The sequence below is a fragment of the Ignavibacteriota bacterium genome, from assembly GCA_016713565.1.
In the GTDB taxonomy this organism is placed as follows: domain Bacteria; phylum Bacteroidota; class Ignavibacteria; order Ignavibacteriales; family Melioribacteraceae.
The window spans coordinates 383,420-406,035 of record JADJOX010000008.1 but is presented as its reverse complement, the minus strand read 5'-3'; the positions used below and the strand labels follow the sequence as shown (position 1 = coordinate 406,035).

The 22,616-nt window shown below is 33.0% G+C and carries 21 protein-coding genes and 1 other RNA gene; 6 read left to right on the top strand and 16 right to left on the bottom strand.

Features of this window, described 5'->3' with window-relative positions; translation table 11 throughout:
• Positions 1-198 precede the first annotated feature (198 nt).
• From ssrA to IPK06_16425, 4 genes are all read right to left on the bottom strand, one after another.
• Positions 199-553, bottom strand: a transfer-messenger RNA (tmRNA) gene (ssrA, locus tag IPK06_16440).
• Positions 546-1,094, bottom strand: coding sequence for a cob(I)yrinic acid a,c-diamide adenosyltransferase (locus IPK06_16435; protein MBK7981557.1), 549 nt, complete (start codon positions 1,092-1,094; stop codon positions 546-548). Before IPK06_16435 ends, ssrA begins: the two co-directional genes overlap by 8 nt.
• 2 nt (positions 1,095-1,096) lie before the next feature.
• The gene (locus IPK06_16430; GenBank protein ID MBK7981556.1) at positions 1,097-2,164 is read right to left on the bottom strand and encodes a hypothetical protein; all 1,068 of its coding nucleotides are present in this window, start codon (positions 2,162-2,164) and stop codon (positions 1,097-1,099) included.
• A 14-nt stretch (positions 2,165-2,178) separates the two neighbouring features.
• A complete protein-coding gene (locus tag IPK06_16425) occupies positions 2,179-3,552 on the bottom strand; it encodes a dipeptidase (GenBank protein ID MBK7981555.1) in 1,374 nt (457 codons plus the stop codon).
• Positions 3,553-3,701: 149 nt separating this feature from the next.
• Here IPK06_16425 and IPK06_16420 point away from each other — a divergent pair, with 149 nt between their 5' ends.
• Both IPK06_16420 and IPK06_16415 read left to right on the top strand, forming a co-directional pair.
• The gene (locus IPK06_16420; GenBank protein ID MBK7981554.1) at positions 3,702-5,063 is read left to right on the top strand and encodes an LptF/LptG family permease; all 1,362 of its coding nucleotides are present in this window, start codon (positions 3,702-3,704) and stop codon (positions 5,061-5,063) included.
• On the top strand, positions 5,047-6,132 hold the full coding sequence (locus IPK06_16415) for an LptF/LptG family permease (protein ID MBK7981553.1): 1,086 nt from the start codon (positions 5,047-5,049) through the stop codon (positions 6,130-6,132). The genes IPK06_16420 and IPK06_16415 overlap by 17 nt, the downstream gene beginning before the upstream one ends.
• On the opposite strand, the gene IPK06_16410 is transcribed toward IPK06_16415, so the two are convergent.
• The 7 genes from IPK06_16410 to IPK06_16380 all read right to left on the bottom strand — a co-directional run bounded on the left by IPK06_16410 (position 6,133) and on the right by IPK06_16380 (position 15,442).
• The gene (locus IPK06_16410) at positions 6,133-7,575 is read right to left on the bottom strand and encodes a hypothetical protein (GenBank protein ID MBK7981552.1); all 1,443 of its coding nucleotides are present in this window, start codon (positions 7,573-7,575) and stop codon (positions 6,133-6,135) included.
• A 1-nt stretch (position 7,576) separates the two neighbouring features.
• The gene (locus tag IPK06_16405; protein MBK7981551.1) at positions 7,577-9,625 is read right to left on the bottom strand and encodes a hypothetical protein; all 2,049 of its coding nucleotides are present in this window, start codon (positions 9,623-9,625) and stop codon (positions 7,577-7,579) included.
• A 17-nt stretch (positions 9,626-9,642) separates the two neighbouring features.
• Positions 9,643-10,674, bottom strand: a complete 1,032-nt coding sequence (locus IPK06_16400; protein ID MBK7981550.1) for a T9SS type A sorting domain-containing protein — start codon at positions 10,672-10,674, stop codon at positions 9,643-9,645.
• Between the two features lie 112 nt (positions 10,675-10,786).
• Positions 10,787-12,724 carry a hypothetical protein gene (locus tag IPK06_16395; protein MBK7981549.1) on the bottom strand — a complete coding sequence of 646 codons (1,938 nt, stop codon included), beginning with the start codon at positions 12,722-12,724 and terminating at the stop codon, positions 10,787-10,789.
• Complete coding sequence (locus IPK06_16390) at positions 12,648-13,718, bottom strand: hypothetical protein (protein MBK7981548.1); 1,071 nt, start codon at positions 13,716-13,718, stop codon at positions 12,648-12,650. The genes IPK06_16395 and IPK06_16390 overlap by 77 nt, the downstream gene beginning before the upstream one ends.
• A gap of 176 nt (positions 13,719-13,894) precedes the next feature.
• Positions 13,895-14,221, bottom strand: coding sequence for a DUF3467 domain-containing protein (locus IPK06_16385; GenBank protein MBK7981547.1), 327 nt, complete (start codon positions 14,219-14,221; stop codon positions 13,895-13,897).
• Between the two features lie 81 nt (positions 14,222-14,302).
• The gene (locus IPK06_16380) at positions 14,303-15,442 is read right to left on the bottom strand and encodes a tetratricopeptide repeat protein (protein MBK7981546.1); all 1,140 of its coding nucleotides are present in this window, start codon (positions 15,440-15,442) and stop codon (positions 14,303-14,305) included.
• A gap of 219 nt (positions 15,443-15,661) precedes the next feature.
• Here IPK06_16380 and IPK06_16375 point away from each other — a divergent pair, with 219 nt between their 5' ends.
• The 4 genes from IPK06_16375 to IPK06_16360 are packed head-to-tail and all read left to right on the top strand — an operon-like array spanning position 15,662 to position 19,943.
• The gene (locus IPK06_16375; protein ID MBK7981545.1) at positions 15,662-16,750 is read left to right on the top strand and encodes an adenosine deaminase; all 1,089 of its coding nucleotides are present in this window, start codon (positions 15,662-15,664) and stop codon (positions 16,748-16,750) included.
• A 3-nt stretch (positions 16,751-16,753) separates the two neighbouring features.
• Complete coding sequence (locus IPK06_16370; protein ID MBK7981544.1) at positions 16,754-17,086, top strand: hypothetical protein; 333 nt, start codon at positions 16,754-16,756, stop codon at positions 17,084-17,086.
• A gap of 2 nt (positions 17,087-17,088) precedes the next feature.
• The gene (hutU, locus tag IPK06_16365) at positions 17,089-18,744 is read left to right on the top strand and encodes a urocanate hydratase (protein ID MBK7981543.1); all 1,656 of its coding nucleotides are present in this window, start codon (positions 17,089-17,091) and stop codon (positions 18,742-18,744) included.
• Positions 18,745-18,755: 11 nt separating this feature from the next.
• Complete coding sequence (locus IPK06_16360) at positions 18,756-19,943, top strand: phosphoglycerate dehydrogenase (GenBank protein ID MBK7981542.1); 1,188 nt, start codon at positions 18,756-18,758, stop codon at positions 19,941-19,943.
• A 38-nt stretch (positions 19,944-19,981) separates the two neighbouring features.
• Here IPK06_16360 and IPK06_16355 read toward each other — a convergent pair whose 3' ends face one another.
• Genes IPK06_16355 through IPK06_16335 form a run of 5 tightly spaced genes read right to left on the bottom strand, consistent with a single transcriptional unit; the run spans position 19,982 to position 22,562 of the window.
• The gene (locus tag IPK06_16355; protein ID MBK7981541.1) at positions 19,982-20,740 is read right to left on the bottom strand and encodes a hypothetical protein; all 759 of its coding nucleotides are present in this window, start codon (positions 20,738-20,740) and stop codon (positions 19,982-19,984) included.
• Between the two features lie 51 nt (positions 20,741-20,791).
• Entirely contained in the window at positions 20,792-21,136 is a 345-nt protein-coding gene (rplS, locus tag IPK06_16350; GenBank protein ID MBK7981540.1) for a 50S ribosomal protein L19, read from the bottom strand.
• A gap of 2 nt (positions 21,137-21,138) precedes the next feature.
• A complete protein-coding gene (gene trmD, locus IPK06_16345; protein ID MBK7981539.1) occupies positions 21,139-21,819 on the bottom strand; it encodes a tRNA (guanosine(37)-N1)-methyltransferase TrmD in 681 nt (226 codons plus the stop codon).
• Complete coding sequence (gene rimM / locus IPK06_16340) at positions 21,809-22,324, bottom strand: 16S rRNA processing protein RimM (GenBank protein ID MBK7981538.1); 516 nt, start codon at positions 22,322-22,324, stop codon at positions 21,809-21,811. The genes trmD and rimM overlap by 11 nt, the downstream gene beginning before the upstream one ends.
• Positions 22,325-22,328: 4 nt before the next feature.
• A complete protein-coding gene (locus IPK06_16335) occupies positions 22,329-22,562 on the bottom strand; it encodes a KH domain-containing protein (GenBank protein MBK7981537.1) in 234 nt (77 codons plus the stop codon).
• Positions 22,563-22,616: the final 54 nt, after the last annotated feature.

Genomic DNA, 22,616 nt, shown 5'->3' with positions numbered 1-22,616 from the left:
TAACGTAATGGGTTATTATATCTCTTATAATAAAAAGTTTTGTTGAAAATTACCCAAACAATTATTTAATCATTAATGAGTAAACAAACATCCTTCAACTTATTCTGGTTAAAGAAAAAAAGTAAATGGAGATTAAAATAAATTTTGGACTTAGTGATGTTTTAAGGTGTTACTAAACTCACTATTTTTATTATAATTTTGTGGAGGTGGCGGGAGTTGAACCCGCGTCCGAAGATACCTTTCAGTGAACGTCTACACACATAGTTTATTATTTAAATTTCAAAAACCAAACCCAAACAAACATGGTTTTAATTTTCTATCTCCGTTAAAATTTCGCTTCATCTACCAGAGAACTCGAATCCACTAGTGCACCTAACGGCGTTCATCCTAATTTCGGCACACACAAATTAGGCGAACGGCTACTTACAAATTAAGCAGCTAATGCGTAGTTATAGTCGTCGTCTCGACTTTGTTCCGTCGTTTAGCGTGTCTACGGAGAACACGGTGCGCAGTTCAAAGAACAAATAACCCCGTCGAAGCCAATTTCACCCCCGAGGTTTCCAAATTATTTCAGCAGTTGACCGCGATAAATTATGATATCGCGCCAAAACAAAAAATAAATCGGAAAGTCTGTTAACATAAATTAACACATTCTTGCTTACCAATTCGAATTCTTTTAATTCCACAATTATTCTTTCCGCTCTTCTGCAAACAGTACGCGCAAAATGTAATTGCGCGGCGGAATTATTTCCTCCGGGTAAAATAAAATTCTTTAACGGAGGCAATTTTTCATCGAATTTATCAATTAGAGTTTCTAAATTTTTTACGTCCTCTTCGGAAGTTCTTTTAATAATATTGCTTTTAACATTCTCCGGTGAAGCAAGTTCCGACCCGATTTGAAATAATACATTTTGAATATTTTCTAATTCAAATTTTATTTCATCATTAATATCGCCGGATACAGCTATTCCAATTACTGAATTCAATTCATCAATTGTACCGTAAGCATTGATTCGAATATTATTTTTTTGAACACGTGTTCCGCCGAATAAACTTGTACTTCCGTCGTCACCGGTTTTTGTATAAATTTTCATAACTAATCTAACAATTTAACTAAAAATTTTTGATCTGTATTATCACTTTGAGCTAATTCAAATTCTATATTTTTATCAATTAGAGCTTTCTTAAAGTATCCCAAACCTTCAAATTTATTCAGCTCAATATTGTCTGTAAGTGTCGTAATTGTGCAAACTACCTCGTTCTCGGTATTTACCAAGTCGGCTGGTAATTTTATATTATTTGAGTTAATGACAAATTTTTTAAGATCCTTCTGAACTTTATCGTAAGTTTCTAATCGAGCAATGACTTCCTGTCCGATAAAGCATCCTTTAGAAAAACTTACATCATTTATTAAATTAGCTTCATGCGGATTATATTTATCGGTTATTTCTCTTCCGCCTTTGGAAACTTTGTTTATCACTCTGTATCTATCAAACGCCGCTTCTCCAATCATCTCCAAATCAAATACGCTTTTATGATTTAAAAGATATTCTATCATCGCTTCAGCATTTTCAACCTTCGATAGCAACCAATAAATAATTTCTCCGCTGTGTGCTTTTTTCTTTAACAGGAAAGCCGTTTTAGTATCAATAATAACTTGGTGAAGTCTGTTATTATCAAGTTCATCAACTTCCTTTCCGCAAATCAATGTTAAATATGATTCAGCCTGCGGACCAATAATATCGAGTATTAAATATTTGTTCGAACAATTTTCACACTTTACGTTTTCGGTAATAATATATTTTTCAATCCACCTTAATAACATCATATCGTTAAATTTACTTCCAATTAAAAAATATTCATCTTCATATCTTATCAGCGCAGTTCTGTCAATCAACTTCCCTTTCTCGTTGGTAAATAATGTACTTACGTAATGGTATGGTTCTAAATTGATAACTTCATTTGTTGATATTCTGTTAAGAAAATCCAGGACATCTTTTCCAACAAGTTTTAAAACAGCAGATTCCGATCTATCGTAAATTCCAACTCCGAATTTAATCGCGTCATTTTCTATTTTATAATCAGAATAAATTTCAACCGTATCATCCGCGTTGATCTTTAAATTTTCAAATCTTTGTTTATAATATGAATTTAATAAACCCAAAATACTCCTCTTAACTAAATTTTTATTTGCGAATACTCGTTAATAAAATATGCCGAACTTAAAATTCCCAATTCAAAGCTTTTCAAACTAAAATGCTCGTTAGGCGAATGAATATTATCGGAATCCAATCCCAATCCCATAAGAATTGCCGGAGCTTTAAGCTGTTTAACAAAATCAACCACAATTGGTATTGAACCGCCTTCCCTTGTATAAACTGTTTTTTTACCAAACGCTTTTTCAACCGCTTTTGAAGCTGCCATTATTGCCGGATCTTCCAACGATACAACAACCGGATAACCGCCGTGCATATCTGTTATTTTTACGCTAACGCTTTTCGGCGCAAGTAATTTAATATATTTTGTAAATTCCTTCGAGATTTTTTTCGGATCTTGATTCGGAACCAATCTCATACTGATTTTTGCGGTTGCTTTTGAAGGCAGAACCGTTTTTGCTCCTTCGCCTGTAAATCCTCCGAATATGCCATTGCAATCTAAAGTCGGTCTTCCCCAAATTCTTTGTAAAGTGTTAAATCCTTTTTCGCCTTGCAGTTCTTTTACTCCTAATTCTTTTGCGTAATTTTTATCGGAAAATTTTAAATTATTAATATTCTCAATTTCCTTTTTTGTAAATGGAAGTACGTCTTTATAAAAGTCAGGAATTGTAACTTTTCCGTTTTTATCATGAAGTTTGCTTATAATTTTTGCCAATTCATTTATGGGATTAGCGACTGAGCCGCCGAAACTTCCGGAATGAAGGTCTTTATTTGGTCCGGTAAGTTCAACTTCCATATAACTTAAGCCGCGTAAGCCGTAATTTAATGTCGGAGTTCCTTCTTTGTATAAGCTAGTATCTGAAATTAACACCGCATCGCATTTTAATTTATCCTTGTTGGCTTTAAGAAATTTCTCTAAATTTTCGCTGCCGACTTCTTCTTCACCCTCTATTAAAAATTTAACATTAAGCGGAAGTTTATTTTCAGATTTTAAAAATGCTTCAACACTTTTAATGTGAACAAAATTTTGACCCTTATTATCATTTGCGCCGCGTGCCCAAATTTTACCATCTTCAATTACGGGTTCAAAAGGATCTGATTTCCATAAATTTATCGGATCAACAGGCTGAACATCATAATGACCGTATATTAAAACTGTTGGTTTTCCGGGAGCATTAAGCCATTCTCCGTAAACCAATGGGTTGCCTTCAGTTTTGAGTATTTCAACTTTATCTAATCCGGCGTCTTTCATTTTTTTTGATACAAATTCGGCGCATTTCAACATATCATTTTTGTGTGAACTTAATGTAGAAATACTCGGAATTCGTAAATAATCTTTCAATTCATTTACATAATTCTCTTTATTTTTAGATATATAATTTAATACTGATTCCACGATCTCTCCTTTTGTTAAAGATGGAAAAACACTTTTAAAACTTAAGAAATTCTTTTTAATTATAATAGAAATAGAAGGAATAGAATTGAGATTTCCCAAATAAAATTGAAAAGATTATTTATTTTTGAAAAAGTATTAACTTATAACATATGATATTATTCAAATACATATCTAAAAATTTGCTGATGCCGTTTTTGTTTGCGCTGTTTACATTAATGTCGGTTTTTCTTTTGCAGTTCTTAATGAAAATTGCGGATAAACTTGTCGGTAAAGGTTTGAGCTTTATTGTAATTTCCAAATTGATAATTTACAGCTTAAGCTGGATGTTTGTTCTAGCCGTTCCAATGGCTGTTTTAATAGCCACTTTAATGGCTTTCGGAAGTATGGCTCAAAATAACGAAGTCGCAATAATGAAAGCTTCCGGAATTAGTTTGTACAAAATGATGCTGCCGCCGCTTGCCGGAAGTATTCTGATCGCCTTCTTGCTAGTTCAGTTTAACAACAATATTTATCCCGAAGCAAATCACGCTTTAAGAGTTTTAACTCAGGATATTTCCAATCAAAAGCCAACTTTATCTTTGGTACCGGGAGTATTTTCTCAAGAAATGCCGAGATATTCATTATTGGCAAGAGAAATTGATTCTGAAACTAATGAACTTAAAAATCTTACAATATATGATTATTCTACCGCTCAGAGTTATAATGTTGTTACTGCCAAACGAGGTGAAATTTATTTTACAGCAGATAGAAAAAAATTAATTTTAAATTTATTCGACGGTGAAATACATACGTCAAATATCGGAAACCTAAAACCATACAGAAAATTAGAATTTAAAAATCATATTATAGCAATGGACGCGGATCAATTTTCACTTAGAGAATCCGCGCTCGGCGGCAGACGCGGCGATAGAGAACTTGGTGCGCCCGCAATTTTAGCTTTAGTAGACAGCATTGCCCAATTGAATAACGAAGAAACAAAAAGATTGGAAAAACAAATTACATCTAATTTCGTTAAGGATACTTTACATTTTGCAAATATTGAAAAACATAATAAAAGTCTAAAGATAAGTTTATTTCATGCTGAAGATAAAGTAAGAGCGACAAAGAACGCGCTTATGCCAATTTTAAGGCGCATTGACGCCAATGAAAAAAGAATGGATAGCTACTGGGTTGAGATTCATAAAAAATACTCAATTCCATTTGCCTGCATAGTGTTTGTTTTAATCGGTGTTCCTCTCGGCACAATGACTCGAAGAGGGGGTTTTGGCGTTGCCGCGGGAATTAGTTTGGGATTCTTCCTTGTTTACTGGGCATTTTTAATCGGTGGTGAAAAACTTTCCGATAGAGGAATGCTTTCACCTTTTTGGGGCACATGGACGGCAAATATTGTTTTAGGTATTATTGGAATTATTTTAGTTCGTAAGGGCGCGAAAGAAAGAGTAGAACTGAATTTAGATTTTTTCAAAAAATTCGTACCAAAAAGCTGGAGAATAAATTCTGAAAATAATTGATAAATATCTGATTAGACAATTTATTCAAACCGTACTTTTTGGTTTGATCACATTTACATTAATTTTTGTTGTAATTGACATGATGGAAAAACTTGATGATTTCATCGACGCAAACACAACATGGAATATTGTCGTTCAGTATTACTTTGTTTTTATTCCTGAAATAATAAGATTGATGATGCCGGTCGCGGTTATGCTCGGCGCGCTTTTCACAGTTGGTAAACTATCAAATCAAAATGAATTGACGGCAATAAAAGCAGGCGGAATAAGTTTCTATAGATTCACATTGCCGTTTTTGTCAACCGCATTTATTATAAGTCTCTTCGCTATTTATTTTGGCGGATTTGTTGTTCCTGAAGCAAATAAAAATAGAATCTTTATTGAGCAAAATTATTTAAATAAAAATATGATCAGCTCCGGCAGTAATATTTATTTTCAGGATTCAGCAACCAGAATTGTAACTATAACTTATTTTAATGTTAAAATGGGTCGTGCCAATAGAGTTAGTATTCAGGAATTTGATGAAAAAAATATTGAAAAAATGATTTCAAGAATCGACGCGCAATCAATGAAATACGATTCTACAAAAAAAGCTTGGCAATTATCTGACGGGGTACAAAGGTTTTTCTTTAACGGGAAAGATTCTGTTTCCGAATTTAAAGAACTAGATGTAAACTATCTTACTTTTACACCAGATGAAGTTATACAAAAACAAAAAATACCCGATGAAATGACTTTAAGTGAATTGAAAAAATATTCGCAGGAACAATTTAATGCGGGTACAGATCCAACGAGAATTGAAATTGAATATCACTCAAGAATAGCTTTTGCATTCGCCAGTTTTGTAGTAATTTTGTTTGGAATGACAATTTCCGCTAATAAGCGCAAAGGCGGAACCGCTATCCAATTCGGTATAAATGTTTTGCTTACTTTTGTTTATTTGGTTTTTATGAAAATAAGTCAAGCGTTTGGTAAAAACGGTGTGTTCAATCCGCTTATTACAGCATGGCTAGCAAACATTATATTTTTTATCGCGGGAGTATTTAACCTAATTCGAATAAAAAAATGATCAGAATTTCCATCTGCTTGACATTGCAAATCCCAATCTTTTTGCGTTGTTTCCGTCAAACAAAGAGTGAACATACGAAGCCGCAAAATCGAAATCCAATAATCCCGAACTGAATCCTAACCCAAATGCCCAATTAAAATCTTCAATTCCTCCGTAAGAAATTCCGCTTCTCAAATTAAACCAGTTCCATGGGCTGTATTGAGAACCTAATGAAAATCTTGGCTCTGTAGTGTTTGCGGGCATATTATTAAAACCCTGCTGATAGTTGAATTCAATTAATAATTTTCCCGGGAAATTTCCATTTAAAAATTTATCAAGTTTAAATGCAACTCCCAATTTCATTGCGGTTGCCAGACTTGTAGAAAACTCATTAATATATCTTCCCTCGCCTGTTATAGCTTTGCCAAGAGAATCTAAAAGTGTTTCATCGGTAATATCTTCCAAAAGATACGTGGTTGAAGAAGCGTATTCAATTGATTCATTATTCCAGTTTATTTTACCAAGATCTGTTAAGGCAACAGCGAAAGACCATGCTTTATTCAATTCCGCGTTAAATCCTAAATCCATTCCAAAACCCGTTCCCGCTGGTTTATTAAATAGACCTAATTGTGTTTCTTTCTCAATTCCGTCTTCATCAAAATCGTACTTAATGCCAAAATTTGGCGAAGCAGCCATAAGCATTCTTGAATTGCCGTTGACTTGAATACCGAAATTATTTTGCGTCTGAAGCGTGGTATTCATATTTTCAAAACCTGCATAGAAATAACCGTGCACCATTTTTAAGGTGATGCCCGCGGTAAAGGATCTAAATGCGTCAGGAAATAAATTCGATAAATCTTTAGCATATGAAAGCGTATAATTTCTTAAATACCAGGTTTTCAAATCCATGTCGCTTAAGTCAAAAACTTTTTCCGTTTCATTTCCAAAAAGAACTAATTCAAAAATTTGTTTAGGCAGACTTACATTTGCGCTAACCCAATCCTGGACTGAAATTCCAAACGCGCCCAATTTTTTTGATGGATAAAAAGTAGCGGAAAATATTGTAGTTCCGAAATTTGTATTTATCATTGAACCGTTTGAAAATAAATCTAAAAATTTATTTTTCTCAGCTTCATTCAAATATTTACCTACTATTTGGCCAGAACTATTCTCTTCGCCTGTGAAAAAATATTTGTAATCACTAATTGTAATAAAATCATTTCCCGCTGAAAAATTTAAATTAGGAAGCGGTAAAACTGTTGATATTTCAATTTTATGTTCTTGTTCTGTTGCTAAATTTGCGGGGTTAACTCCAATTGCATAAACTCCTGTTGATGAAACAGCGTTTGTTCCTGCCATTGAAATATTTTTTGCGTCAACAGAACCGAAAGATCCGAAACCTTGAGCAAATTCAAGTGATGAAATAAATAAACTTAACAGTATGATAATTTTTCTAAATTTCATATTATTCCCCGCTAAAATCAGCTCTGTAACTCGCTTTAACTTTAATACTGATATTGATTTTATTGCTCGTTCTGAATTTTACATTTTGTTCATCTGAATTCGGGGTTTCAAACGCGAACATTATTTTTAGGAACGGATGTTTAATTAGTTCAATTATTTCATCATTATACAATTTCAATGTATGTTCGGATTTAACCGTGTTCAGTACATCGCCTTCACTTGAAACCGTAGGAGATTGAACTTCCAAATATGACGTTGGATTATTTTCAGTCGGCAGCGGCATTATTTCATTATTATTTGAATCCAGAACCATTGCGTTGAATCTAAGATTTACAGGCACGCTGTTTTCAATATTTACTGTAACTTCCCCGTAATTAATGTTATCAATATCATCATCTTTAATATCACCTAAGTTAAGATCGATTGTATCAATAAATGTTGCTTCGCCAATCCCGACATTCAAAGGTATTTCAAATTTCATATTGCCGAAAATAGAATCTTGAGAGCTTACAGTTCCTACTTCATAATCCGGATTAATTATTCCACTGCCGATGAGTTTAAAATTATACGGCAGATCTTTGGAGTAATCATTTAATAATTCAGAAATATCTACTTCGCCTCCGTTATCTGAAGGAAGAATTATATTATCTAATATAATTGATTTTGTTGTTTGTCCATTGGTTGAAGTTATAACTCCATTTATTTTAAACTTTAAGTTAGATGAACTTCCAAGATTAAGCAGAATTTTCGAGTTTTTAAATTTAGCCGATTGAAAATCTAAATTACTATCAAAACTTCCATAATCGAGATTAAATTCGCTTTCGGTAATGTTGAATGGAGTCGGTTTAAGTTTACCAGTTATAGATTTTAATATTATATCATCAAAATCTATATTAAATGAAATACTGTCGTTTTTTTCGACTGTTGAGATTTCACCGGTTGAATCCGTTACAATTTCAAATTTATAATTTAACTTATTTGTTAATTCACCCGGACTTGTGGAAGAAATAAACCAACCCGATAAATCATTTATGTTAACAACTTTTTGCTTTTGATTTTTTTCGAGAGGAACAAAAATTGAATATTTATTTTTACTTGCATCCAAAATATTTTCAAATGTGATTTTCACATTCAAATGAACGTCTAAATTGTTATTAAAAATAATATTCCCGCGTCCGTCCGAAATTTCCGCGGTTTCAATATATGTAGAGTCATCGAGAACAATTGCCTTTTCCGCGGTTATATTTTGAACAGGTAGCGGAGCAGTAGCGCCGGAAATTGTTAGATCGTCAAATAACGCTAAAATTGTTGTTCCGGATTCTTCAGGAATTACAACTTCAATTCCATCACTTCCTTTACTGTAAATGGTTCCAACGTATTCTAATTGATTTGAGATTTCGGAATTTATTAGCGGAAACTTTAACGAATCAATCTGATATTTAGGAACCTTCACCCAATTATCTATTGTATTAATTTGCTCAGCTACAATGCTTTGATCTATTTTATTTCTAATAATTATTCCTCTTAGTTCAATATCAACCGGAAGATTATTGAAGATAATTAATTTAAGAACACCATCTTCAACATATATTTTTTCTACAGTTTTAATACCTTCCACATCTAAAGTAACATTACCTTCCTGTTCAGGGAAAATTTGTGTCGAGCCGCTTGTTACATCTTCAGCCCATTCTTCAACTTTAATATTGGTTGCAGTGGGAATTGGAATGTTTATTTTTATTGAACCAAGCTGCTGTGAATTATTTATTTGAAATCCGTTAATGGAAAGCTGATTATCAATTTTTACCGTTGATATTGGCTTTTCGTCTCCAAAATAAATCAAGCCCATTGATTGCGGATCTTCCGAAGATTTTAAAAATGAGCTGTCCTTTTCAACAATCTCCAAAAGTGAAAATTCTTTTTTTGTTATAGGAATATTTAAATCAACATCCCAAGTGGGACTAACAAACTCGTTAGGTTTATCGAAACATGAATTAAGAAATAATGCGACTATTAAAACAATATAAACTTGATTTTGTTTGACAAACTTCATTTGAATTCCTATGTAAATTATTTCGTCAGAATCATTTTCCGCACAACCCTATAATTATCGGCCTGCAATGAGTAAAAATAAATTCCACTCGTCATTCGGATCAGTTGATTCGTATCAAAATTAATTTCGTAAACACCTGATCTTTTATTTTCATTAACCAGAGTTAATATCTGCCTACCGAGAACGTCAAAAATTTTAATAGAAACTTTTGCGGAATTTTTGTTATAAAGTTGTGGGATTGAAAATTTAATTTTTGTACTTGGGTTAAAAGGGTTTGGATAATTTTGAAATAGTTCAAAATTATTGGGGATTTCATTTAACTCATTTAGCTCAATTCCGGAAGTAGGATTCACTTTCGCAATTGCTTTCTTCTTTCCGCCTCCGATTCTGGATAAATGAATTGCTTTAAATTTAATCGAATCCGCTGTCTCAATTGTTTGAATTCCTTCAGGTGTCCAATCATCTACATTTTTTAAATTAATGTTCTGTTCTTCCAAATAAGCAAAGGCAAGACTATCATCCTGACTTATATTTGTCATATTCAAGAATTCTAAAAATTCCGGAGATTTTGGAACAGAAAAATATGCATGATAACCTTCATTAAAATAATAGCTGGTTTTTTCCGGGTATAAATTTGAATCCGGCAATTCCCAAATTCTAATCTCAAAATATGAGAACAGCGTATCTTTATCTACTCCTAAATTTAAATATGTATTTCCATTTGGCACTAATTTTCTAATGAAGATTTTCATAATTATGTCATTATTTAAAGCACCGTATTCAACTGTGAAAACACCGCCGGTAAGAGCATCATATAATTTTTGATACATCGAAAAGTCAATTGGGCTTGAAGGTAACGTTGTTTTAGGAATAACAAATCCTTTTCCTTCTTTAAAAGAGCCTTCATCAACCTTTGTATCCAATGTGCCGAATGACACAGGTTTCTCAAGCCACAAGCTATAATTTACCACATTGGAATCTTGCGCATATATCGAAATTTTTAAAAAAATGATTAAAAGTAAAAAACTAAATTTTACTGCAGATTTCATTATTTCCCTTTTAGATGTAATAATTACCGATATTTAATTAAAAGGAATAATAGCATAAGTCAAGATTTGAATACGATAATTAACCAAATACTATAAATTTATAATCGTATTATTAGCCGATATGTTTAAACTGAAATTGAGATTTAAATTCTGATTTATTCTTCATTGAAAGGTTTTCTCTATTTTGACCTTTCACATAATACATATCAATACTTCCTTTGCCTTTTGTATCAACTTTTCCGCGGTATTCGCATTCAAAATGATCTCTGACAAGCATATAAGTATAACCTGAAATGTTTATTTCTCCGGGTTCTCCGGAACTTTCCATCCTGCTTGCAATATTTACAGTATCGCCCCAAATATCATAAGTAAATTTCTTTGTTCCTACAACTCCCGCAACAACGCTGCCTGAATGAATTCCAAGACGCATATCCCATTTTATTGCAGAGGCTTTATTTCTTTCTTTAATAAATCTCTGAAAGTCTATTGCGGCATATACAATTCTTACAGCATGATCATCTAGTTCATTCGGAATTCCGCATGCGGCCATGTAAGAATCGCCAATGGTTTTTAATTTTTCCAAACCGTATTTATCAATTAATTTATCAAAGTTTTTAAAGATATCGTTAAGCTCATTTACCAATTCTTCAGGTGGAAGCACACTTGTTGTGTAAGTAAATGCTTTAAAATCAGTAAATAAAATTGAAACATTTGAAAACTTTCTGGGCTTTACTCTCCCATTTACTTTCAATTCATTTACCAAAGAGGAAGGTAAAATGTTATGCAGCAATTCATCACTTTTATTTTTTTCCAATTCAAGTTCGCTCGTTCTTTTTCTAACCATTGCTTCAAGCGCTTCATTTCTTTTTTGAACTTGCAGTGTTTTATAATAATAAAGGTAATAAGCAAAACTTGATATGCTTAATATTGTCAAAGTTATAAACCACCAAGTTTTATAAAATGGGGGAGATATCTTAAATGAACTTAATATTTTTGCTTCTCCAATCGTATTATCGCTGTTTTTTGCTCTTACCCAAAAATTATAACTACCTGGCGGAAGCGCTCTATATGTTACTGTATGCTCTTTTGTTTGAGCCCAGTTATTTTCAATTCCTTCTAATTTAATTTCAAAAATTGTCTCTTCGGGTTTTGAGAATGAAATTCCGTAAAACTCGAATGAAATATTGTTCTGATTATAGTCAAGTTCATCTTGATTAAATGATTTGAATGGAATTTCATTTTGTCCGTCTGATACTTTTGCATTGGTAAGAAAAACCGAAGGATTTTCATCTAAAGCTGCTTTGTTCGGATTTATTTTAATTACTCCGTTCATTGTTCCAAACCATAATAAACCATCTCTGTCTTTAAAAAATGCTTTTTGGTTGACTTCTATATTTGGAATTCCTTCATTTTTTGTCAGATATCTAAACTTTATTTTATTTTCGTTTTTAAATTTTTGATTATCTAAAATTGAAAGTCCATTTATGGTTCCGATATAAAGCTTATGATTATCTTCTAAAATAAAATAGCATGTATTTGCAGAAAGACCTTCTTTTTCAGTAATAGTTTGAAAGTTTTTTCCATCATAACGTGTAATTCCGCCGCCATCGGTTCCAAGCCAAAAATAACCGTATTCGTCTTGCATAATTGAAAAAATGTTATTTACTGGCAGACCCTTTGCCGTATCGATTTGCACAAAAGTTTTACCATTATATTTTAGCAATCCGCTGTAATGAGTTGCAAACCAAATATTCCCTTTTTTATCTTCAAGAATGTCGTTTACTTCAAATTTGTTAAATCCTTGTACATCGGTAAGAACCTCTGTAATATTTCCGGTTTGTGGTGAATATTTACTTATTCCGCCAACAGCGCCAAACCAAATGTCGCCATTGCTATCTTCATAAACCTTTAAAATATAATCGTGTTTTAAGCCTCTGTTTCTATCGAATGAAACAACTCCTCCCTTTCCAAATTTAGTAACTCCGGAAAGTGTTCCGAACCAAAGGTTTTTTTTTACTGTCCAATAATATTGAACTGAGGTCGTTTCCAATCAATCCCGAAGCTGTAGTTAACCTGCTGAAATATCCGTTATCCAAAACCGTAACGCCTTTCCCATAATGTCCAAAATACATTTTACCATTATCGTCCTGCGAAATTGGATAAACCGCTCTATCTGCCAAACCGTTAGAAGTAGAATAAATTTCAAACCAATCGGCAGGCAACCTGCTAACGCCGCCTAAAAAAGTTCCAAACCAAATATCTCCTCTTCTATCAACAAATCCGGATCTAATTTCATCACTTTGCAGTCCTTCATGACGGTAGATTTTTTTCCCGTCATAACGCATAACGCCGTTATTGTATAATCCAAGCCAAATATTCCTATTTGCGTCTTCAAGAATAACACTAACTTCTTCTTCAGGAAAACCGTCTTTTGAGGAAAAATTATAAAAATATTTACCGTTAAAGGTTGAAACTCCTCTATCCGATCCGATCCACAAAATTTTATCGCTGTCTTCAAAAATGGTTAAAATATTATCACTAATTAATCCGTTCTTTGAATTATAAACCGTGAAATTTTTCCCGTCATATTTAATTAAGCCTTTATTTGAAGAGGTAAACCATAAATTTCCATTGGAATCAAGAAGTACATCCGAGAGCTCATTGCTTGGAAATCCATTCTGCTCGGTATATTTGGTTATTTTTTTACCTTCAAATTTACACGCGCCGCCGTATCTTGTAGCAACCCAAATATTATTTTTTTTATCATTTGTTATGCCTTCTATAAAATTATCACTCAATCCGTTGGCGGTTGTAAAACTTGTAATTTCGTCTTCGAATAAAAGTGACAATCCGTCATTTGTGCCAATCCAAAGCGTGCCATGCTTATCCATAAATAAAGCCCAAACATTGGTTCCAACCAAACCATCAGATAAGCTGTATGTTTTAACTTTAATACCGTCAAATCTTCCAACTCCTGCTTCTGTTCCAAACCAAATAAAGCCTGTGGAATCTTGAACAATATCGTAAACTGTGCTTTGAGGCAAACCGTTGTCGGTTGAATAGTGTTGAAAGTTTAAAGATTGGGATAAGAGGACATTCCAATATAATGCACTAAAAATTAGCGCCGAAATAATATGTTTGAAGAAATTGTACAATAATTTTCTAATTTATTTGATATTTTCTATTTATTATCGGCGAAAATTTTATTTCTGTTAGATTATTAATTAATTCTTTCGTCTTTATTCAAATTGGTAAAGCCAAATTGAGGGGACGATTGACCATCTATATTTATTTCACCGAATCTTTTTTCAAATTTTGAAATATTATCTTGTAATGCTTTTAATAGCATTTTGGCATGCTGTGGCGTTGTAATTATCCTTGCATGTACTTTTGCTTTCGGCACACCCGGTACAACTCTGGTAAAATCTAAAATAAATTCTGCCGGAGAATGCGTAATAATTGCCAAATTGGAGTAAATTCCTTCAGCTTCTTTTTCACCAAGTTCAATATTGATTTGCTGTGCCTTATTTTCGCTGTTTTTTTCCATTGTAGTCCTCAATTAAATGAAAAGCCCATAGGTTGTCAAGAAAGACAAAGTATGGGCTCCTAATAATTATTAAAAATTTAATTATTTGTACATATCAGCTTTTTTGAATGCATCTTCGGATTTATCTTTCATTCCAAGATTTGCATAAACTTTGCCCAATAAATCCCAAACTGCCGCTTCTTTTTCGTTTATTGAAAGAAATTTTTCGAGATATGGTAATGCTGCTTCAAATTTTTGTTTAAATTCGTCTGATTTCAATTCTTTTGCTTCTGATTCTTCTCTAATTGTTGCACCCCATTTAACATAAGTAACTGCCAAATTGTAAAGTGCGTTTTCATAATTCGGATCAATCTCAATTGCCTTTTTCAATTGCACTTCAGCCTCAGGATATTCTTCAGCATTAAGCAACAATGAGCCATAGTTATATCTGTAAAATTTATTTTCTGGTTCTTGAATAACGCCGGCTTTGAAAGCTTCTTTAGCAACGTCAAGTTTTTCGGCACCAATGTATGCATTAGAAAGTAACAATAAAATATCGCCATTAGAGGGATGTTCTTTTCTTCCTTTTTCCAAAATTTCAATAGATTTATTAAAAGATTCCATGCTTTTGTCTTTATCACCTGCTTCTTTTAATTCAACGCCTTTTTGAATATAAATTTCACCGAGCTGAACATATGAATCAGGACTATTTGTTAGTTCCATAATTTTTTTGAAAGGTACAATAGCAGCTTCTCTGTCGCCTTGATTCAAATGAGCATAAGCCAAATTCAAGTATGTGTCAGCAGAATCCGGTTCGCAGGCGATTGCATCGTTAAATTTGTTAATTGCATCACCAAATATAACTTTGGCGCTATCAGTATTTCCTGCTTTAGCTCCGCGGTTGAATAATTGAACTCCTTTATTGAAATTATCTGCCCAGTGGTATTTTCTGGATTCAGTAATATTCTTTTCAAATTTATTGCTGATTTTTAATGACTGATCGAAATTTTCCAACATCTTTGGTATATCACCTTTTTCACCATGTAAAAAACCTAACAGGTAATAACCCTCATCGCTTTTAGGATTTTTTTGAATTTCTTTTTCAAGTGATTCCATTGCTTTATCATAATTATTTTGTTGAATATACAATTTTGCACTTGTTAATTCTGTGGATGAGCATTGAAATGCTGAAAATCCCAAAACAAATGAAATAATTAAAATTACACTTACCGTCCTCTTCATTTAGACCTCTTTTTTATTTTGATTTTAATTTTTAAAGTTATTTTACGTTTTTTCCAGTATGTAAAATTAACATTTTCCATACTATTTTGCTTTAATTAATTAGCCAACTTTGCAATTTATTCTTATTCATATTTTGTATATTATAACTCATTATTGTTTTTACCTAAAATTGATTTTACCGGTTAAAAAGAATATTTTTATAAATAAAATAAGACTTTTATGACCACTGAAAATATAATAAGAGAAGTTCCTAAAGTATTGCTACATGATCATCTTGACGGCGGATTAAGACCTGAGACAATAATTGATTTAGCAATAAAACAGAACTATAAAAAACTTCCAACTAATAACCCCGTTGAATTAGCTGATTGGTTTCACCGCGGTGCGAATAAAGGAAACTTAGTTGAATATCTTCAAGGCTTTGAACACACTTGCGCACTTATGCAGACAAAAGAGTCGTTGGAAAGAGTTGCTTATGAAATGATGGAAGATATGCATAACGATGGTATCTGTTATGTTGAAACGAGATTTGCGCCGATTCTGCATTTAGAAAAAGGCCTTCATTATGATGATGTAGTTAGCGCGGTTTTAGAAGGTTTGGAAAAAGGTAAAAAGGATTTTGGCGTTGGTTACGGACTTATACTCTGCGGAATGAGAAATATGAAAAAATCACTGGAGATTGCAGAGCTCGCAGTAAATTACAGAAACAAAGGTGTTGTTGGGTTTGATTTGGCAGGTGAAGAAGGCGGCTATCCTCCTAAAGATCACCTTGACGCATTTCAATTTATACAAAGAGAAAATTTCAATATTACTATTCATGCGGGTGAAGCTTTTGGTAAGGAATCAATATGGCAGGCAATTCAATTTTGCGGTGCTCACAGAATCGGTCATGCAACAAGATTATTGGAAGATGTAATCATTGATAAAAATGGTGAAGTTGTTGCTTTAGGTGAATTAGCACAGTATGTATTGGATAAACGTTTGCCGTTGGAAATTTGTCTTTTAAGCAATGTCCATACTGGTGCGGTAGACCTTTTAGAAAACCATCCGTTTAGCATTTTTTATAAAAAGAAATTTAGAGTTTTTCTTAATACCGACGACAGATTAATGAGTGACACAACGCTCACAAAAGAATATTTGATTGCTACTCAATTGTTCGGAATATCACTTGACGATATTGAAAAACTCAATATCAATGCGATGAAATCATCCTTTCTAACTTACGAAGAAAGATTAAAATATATATACAATATCATTAAACCCGGCTATCAAAAAGTCCGGGAAAAATTATTATCCCTTAAAGTATAGTCTATGAAAAAATTATTCAAAAATTACGAATTCGAATTTGATAATAATCAGAAAAAAATAATAACTTCGTTTTCCAAACAAGCAGTTAAGCAAATGGAAAGCGACGAAAGATTTGCAAGAGATGTTAATATTTTCAAATCAATTATTGATAAGTTGAGTTCCGCTGAAGAAAAAGTAAAATTAACAAAGGAAGAAAAAACTCGTTTAAGTTTTCAGCTGAAAGAAAATACAAAACATTTGGATAAAAAAGTTAAATCGAGTTGGTTTCTTACAAAATGGTTTTATAAAAACATGCTGAATCAGTATAACAATATTTTATCTATTTTTGAAGATTAATCATGGTTAATAAATCAATTAAAGCTCCAACCGGAACATTACTTACTTGCAAAGGGTGGATTCAAGAAGCGGCAATGAGAATGCTGATGAATAACCTTGATCCTGAAGTTGCCGAAAATTCCGATGAATTAATTGTTTATGGCGGTTCCGGTAAAGCAGCCCGCAATTGGGAATCTTATACTGCAATTATTGATTCGCTTAAAAAATTAGAAAATGATGAAACTTTACTAATTCAATCAGGCAAACCCGTCGGTATATTTTCTACACATTCCAACGCGCCTCGCGTTATTATTTCTAATTCAATGTTAGTTCCGGATTGGGCAAATTGGAATGAATTCCGCAGACTTGAAAAACTTGGTTTAACGATGTACGGTCAAATGACAGCAGGAAGCTGGATATACATCGGAACTCAGGGGATACTTCAAGGTACATATGAAACTTTTGCGGAATGCGCAAGGCAGCATTTTAATGGAACTTTAGAAGGCAAATTTCTTCTTACTGCAGGAATTGGAGGAATGGGCGGCGCACAGCCTCTTGCCGCAACAATGAACGGTGCTGCGTTTTTAGGAATTGACGTAGATAGATCCCGACTCGAAAAAAGATTAAATACCAAATACCTGGATGTAATTTCAGAAAATCTTTATGAAGCTCTTGACATTATTCTAAAAGCAAAAGAAAATAAAAATGCAATTTCTGTTGGATTGGTAGGAAATGCGGCAGAAATACTTCCGCGAATATTAGAACGTGGAATTGTTCCCGACGTTTTGACAGATCAAACCTCGGCGCATGATACTTTAAATGGTTATGTTCCAATGGGGATAAGTTTTGAAGATGCAAAAATTCTAAGAAAAAATGATCCTGATGAATACATTAAACTAGCAAAGCATACAATTGTAAAGCACGTTCAAGCAATGCTTGAATTTCAAAAGTTAGGTTCAATCACTTTTGATTACGGAAATAACATCCGTGGTGAAGCAAAAGAAAACGGCGTTAATAACGCATTTGATTTTCCTGGTTTTGTTCCCGCATATATTCGTCCTTTATTCTGTGATGGAAAAGGTCCATTCCGCTGGGCTGCGCTTTCTGGTGATCCGAATGATATTTATGAAACTGATAAAGCCGTTCTTGAAACCTTTCCGGAAAATAAAGCATTGGTTAGATGGATTAAAATGGCTCAGGAAAAAGTTGCATTCCAAGGTTTACCATCGCGTATATGCTGGCTTGGATATGGTGAACGCGCTAAAATGGGTACAATTTTTAATAAAATGGTAGCCGACGGAAAATTAAAAGCTCCTATTGTTATTGGCAGGGATCATCTCGACTGCGGTTCTGTAGCATCGCCTTACCGTGAAACAGAAGGAATGATGGACGGAAGTGATGCAATTGCCGACTGGCCGATTCTTAATGCGTTACTTAACTCTATTGGAGGTGCAAGCTGGGTTTCTGTTCATCACGGCGGTGGAGTTGGCATTGGAAAATCAATTCATTCAGGAATGGTTGTTGTTGCCGATGGAACAAAAGAGGCTGAAGAAAGATTGAATAGAGTTTTAAATTATGATCCCGGGATGGGTATTATTCGTCATTCAGACGCCGGCTATGAAAGAGCAATAGAAAACGCAAAATACTTTGAAATAAAAATTCCAATGATGAAAAAATAAAAGGTAATTAAATGAAAGTTTTAATAGCAGACTCGCTACCTGATTTTTATATCGAGCGTTTAAGAAAAAACAATATAGAAGTTATTTACAGTCCTAAGTTAGGTGAAAATGATTTACCCGAAGCAGCAAAGGATGTTGATATTATTGTTGTAAGATCGACAAAGGTAAATGAAAAAACTATTTTAGAATCAAAATGTTTAAATTTAATTGTAAGAGCAGGAGCCGGATATAACAACATAAATGTTGCCGCCGCAAACAAACGAGGAGTTTATGTTGCCAATTGCCCGGGTAAAAACGCTCATGCCGTCGCTGAATTAGCAATCGGGTTGATGATTTCATTAGATAGACAAATTCCCTCTAATGTAAGTGATTTTAAAAACGGAGTTTGGAATAAGGCAAAATATTCAAAATCTAAAGGCTTGTTTGGTAAAACTTTGGCTATTGTAGGAATGGGAAATATAGGTCGGGAAGTTGCTACAATCGCAAATGCAATGGGAATGAATGTATACGGAAAAGATATTTCAAGAATTGAAGGTGTTGAATATAAAGATTTTTCAGAATTTGATCAGGTATTGCCACTGGCAGATGTTATTTCACTCCATTTACCTGTAACAACACAAACTAAAGGTATGTTTGATGATAAAATGTTTGGATACATTAAACCCGGAGCAATATTAATAAATACTTCACGCGCGGAAGTTATCAACGAAGATTCACTAATTAAAGCGGTAAAAGAGAAAAATATTAAAGTAGCATTAGATGTTTTTGCCGGTGAACCGGAAGGAAAAGATGGCGCGGTAAGTTCAAAGTTGCAAGATTTGGAAAATGTATATGTCACTCATCACATCGGCGCATCAACTGAACAAGCTCAAAATGCCGTAGCCGAAGAAGCGGTTAATATAATATTAAAATATATTGAAAGCGGAACGATTGCGCATTGGGTAAACAAAGCTAAATCATTAAACTCTTATTACCAGTTAGCAGTAAAGCATTTTGATAAACCCGGAGTCTTAGCTTCAATAATGGATGTTTTACGTCAGGGAAATATTAATATTGAAGAAGTGGAAAACATTATTTTTGACGGCGGTTTGGTTGCGCTTTGCACAATGAAATTAGTCGACCCGGCTACAAACAATATGTTGGAAGCAATAAGAAAAAATCCAAACATTATAAATGTTTCACATACTGTTATAGGATAAATAACATTTTAAGCTGTTGAAATTATTTTCGGCAGCTTTTAAACAAACTTCACGTCAATCATATCGTTTAATATTTGATGAAAATATAAAAGTTTTACTAGTTCCAAATAACTTTCATTTCCATATAATTCAAAATTATAAATCAAACAATCGCTGTTGGTTATTAAGAAATCGTTTATCTCTTCACCTAAATTAATTTTCTTTATCATCTGTTCAAAATTTGAGGATAAATTATTTAGCAGATCTTTATTTTGTTCATGAAAATTCTCGAGCTGGGTTTTTGAATTTGAAACTAATAAATAATTTATATAAGGCAATTCTAAAAACTCAGTAATTTGTTCTGAAAAACTTATACCGATTCCAAATCTATTGTTATTCCAGTTCAAGTTTCCCGAAACTAAATAATTTTTAGCGTCATTAAACTTTTCATAAACATCTAATTCAATTTCCGGCTGAATATTATATATTTCTTTGAATATGATTTTTGAAAGCAGAACTTCATTGGCGCTGACATCACCTTTTAACAAAACTTTTTCAAATTCATTCACTGCACTTGCAAAATACAAATATGAATTGGAAATGTACGATTCAAAGCCAATACAGAATTTGCTTGAGACATATAGATCTTTGTGATTAATTAAATCCAATGATGGAATAAATGCTAATGTTTCTTGATCCTTCAGTAGTTCTTTCACAATAAGCGAAGATTCTTTAACCAGGAATTCGGGCTTAAATTTTTCATCAATTGCTAAATAAAAAAGAGAAGAAAAAATATTGTTCGGTGCAATTAGTTTCATACGTTTAAAAATTAAAAAGTCCGGCAGAACCGGACTCTCCAAAAATTCTGATTAAATATTTTTTGATTTAATACGGGCTGCTTTACCTGCAAGATTTCTAAGATAAAACAATTTTGCTCTTCTAACTTTACCTTTTCTAACTAATTCAATTTTAGCAATTTTTGGTGAATTCATATGGAAAATTCTTTCTACACCAACACCGCTGGAAATTTTTCTTACGGTAAAAGTTTTACTGTTAGCCGCGCCTCTAATACTAATTACGTCACCTTCGAACGGCTGAATTCTTTCCTTGTTTCCTTCAATAACTCTAACGTGAACTTTAATTCTATCACCGGAATTAAAATCTGGGAACTCTGTTGTTCTTGGTTCTTCAATTAGTTCTTTTAACTTATCCATTACTACTCCAAACTATTTATTTTTTTCCAATTTTCTGTTAAACTTTTTGATTTTTCTTCTTTCCACAATTTAATTTCTTTTTCATTGCCGGAAAGTAAAATATCGGGTACTTTCATACCTTTATATTCCGCTGGTCTTGTATAATGCGGTGCTTCTATTATTTCACCATCCATAAAAGAATCATTCAGCATCGATTCGCTGTCGCCGATTGCTCCAGGTAAAATTCTTACAATAGAATCCGTAATTATTAAGGTTAAAAGTTCGCCGCCGCTAATAATAAAATTTCCAATTGAAATTTCATCTGTTGCAAATTTTTCTCTTACTCTATCATCAATGCCTTTATAATGCCCGGCAATAATCATAATATTATCTGCAAGCGAAAATTTATTCGCCAATGCTTGATTATATATTTTTCCTTTTGGAGTCGTAAAGATAACGTGATCATATTTTCTTTCGCTCAGCAGTTTTTCCAAACATTCAAAAAAAGGTTCCGGTTTCAGCAGCATTCCTGCGCCGCCTCCAAAGGGTTTATCATCAATTTGTTTATGTTTATTATATGCAAAATCTCTTAAATTATGGACGAATATTTCTACTGATTTTTTTTCAACGGCTCTTTTAATGATACTTGTATTTAAAGTACTTGCCAAAGAATCGGGTACAGCAGAAACTATATCAATTCTCATCTTTAAAAATCTCAGCCTCTTGTGAGAGATAAATCTTTTTTTCTTCAGGCAGTATTTTATCAAAATATTTTTTCACAGCTGGAATCAGAATTTCATTATTATTACTGTCCAAAATTACATAAACATCATTATTCTGCAAATTTAAAACGTCAGTCATTTTTCCAAAGAACACATTTCCAAAATAAACTTCACTTTCAATCAGATCATGAATATAAAAGGAATCTTCCGGAAGTTTAAAGAGATTTTCTGAATCAACGTACAATTTTTTTCCTATTAAAAATCGTACATCTTCTTCTGTATTAAATTTCGCAAATTTTAATACAATATTTTCATTGATCTTCTTGGATTTCAGAACAATTAGTTCTTTTTTTCTGCCTCCAAAATCAATATAGACTTTCTTGAGTTTATTAAACCGGTCCGGAAAGTCCGAAAATGATTTTATAATAACGGATCCATCTGAATTAAATGAACCGGAAATTTCCGCTATTAAAAAAAAATCACTCAATCAATTAGTCAAGAATTTTAAGTATTGCTCTCTTACCTTCTTTAGCGGCAATTGCCGTAAGAAGAGTTCTCATTGCTTGAGCAGTCTTACCTTGTTTGCCAATAACTTTACCAACGTCATCGGCGCTAACTTTTAGGGTAAGCTCCACAGTATTTTCGTTGGGTACAGACTCCTGAATGCTCACGCCGTCAGGGCTATCGACCAAGTGTTTTGCAATAAATTCAACGAATTCTTTCATGAGACTACCTTTAGATAAATTTGAGAATAGGATACTCTTAATAAATCTAAAAAG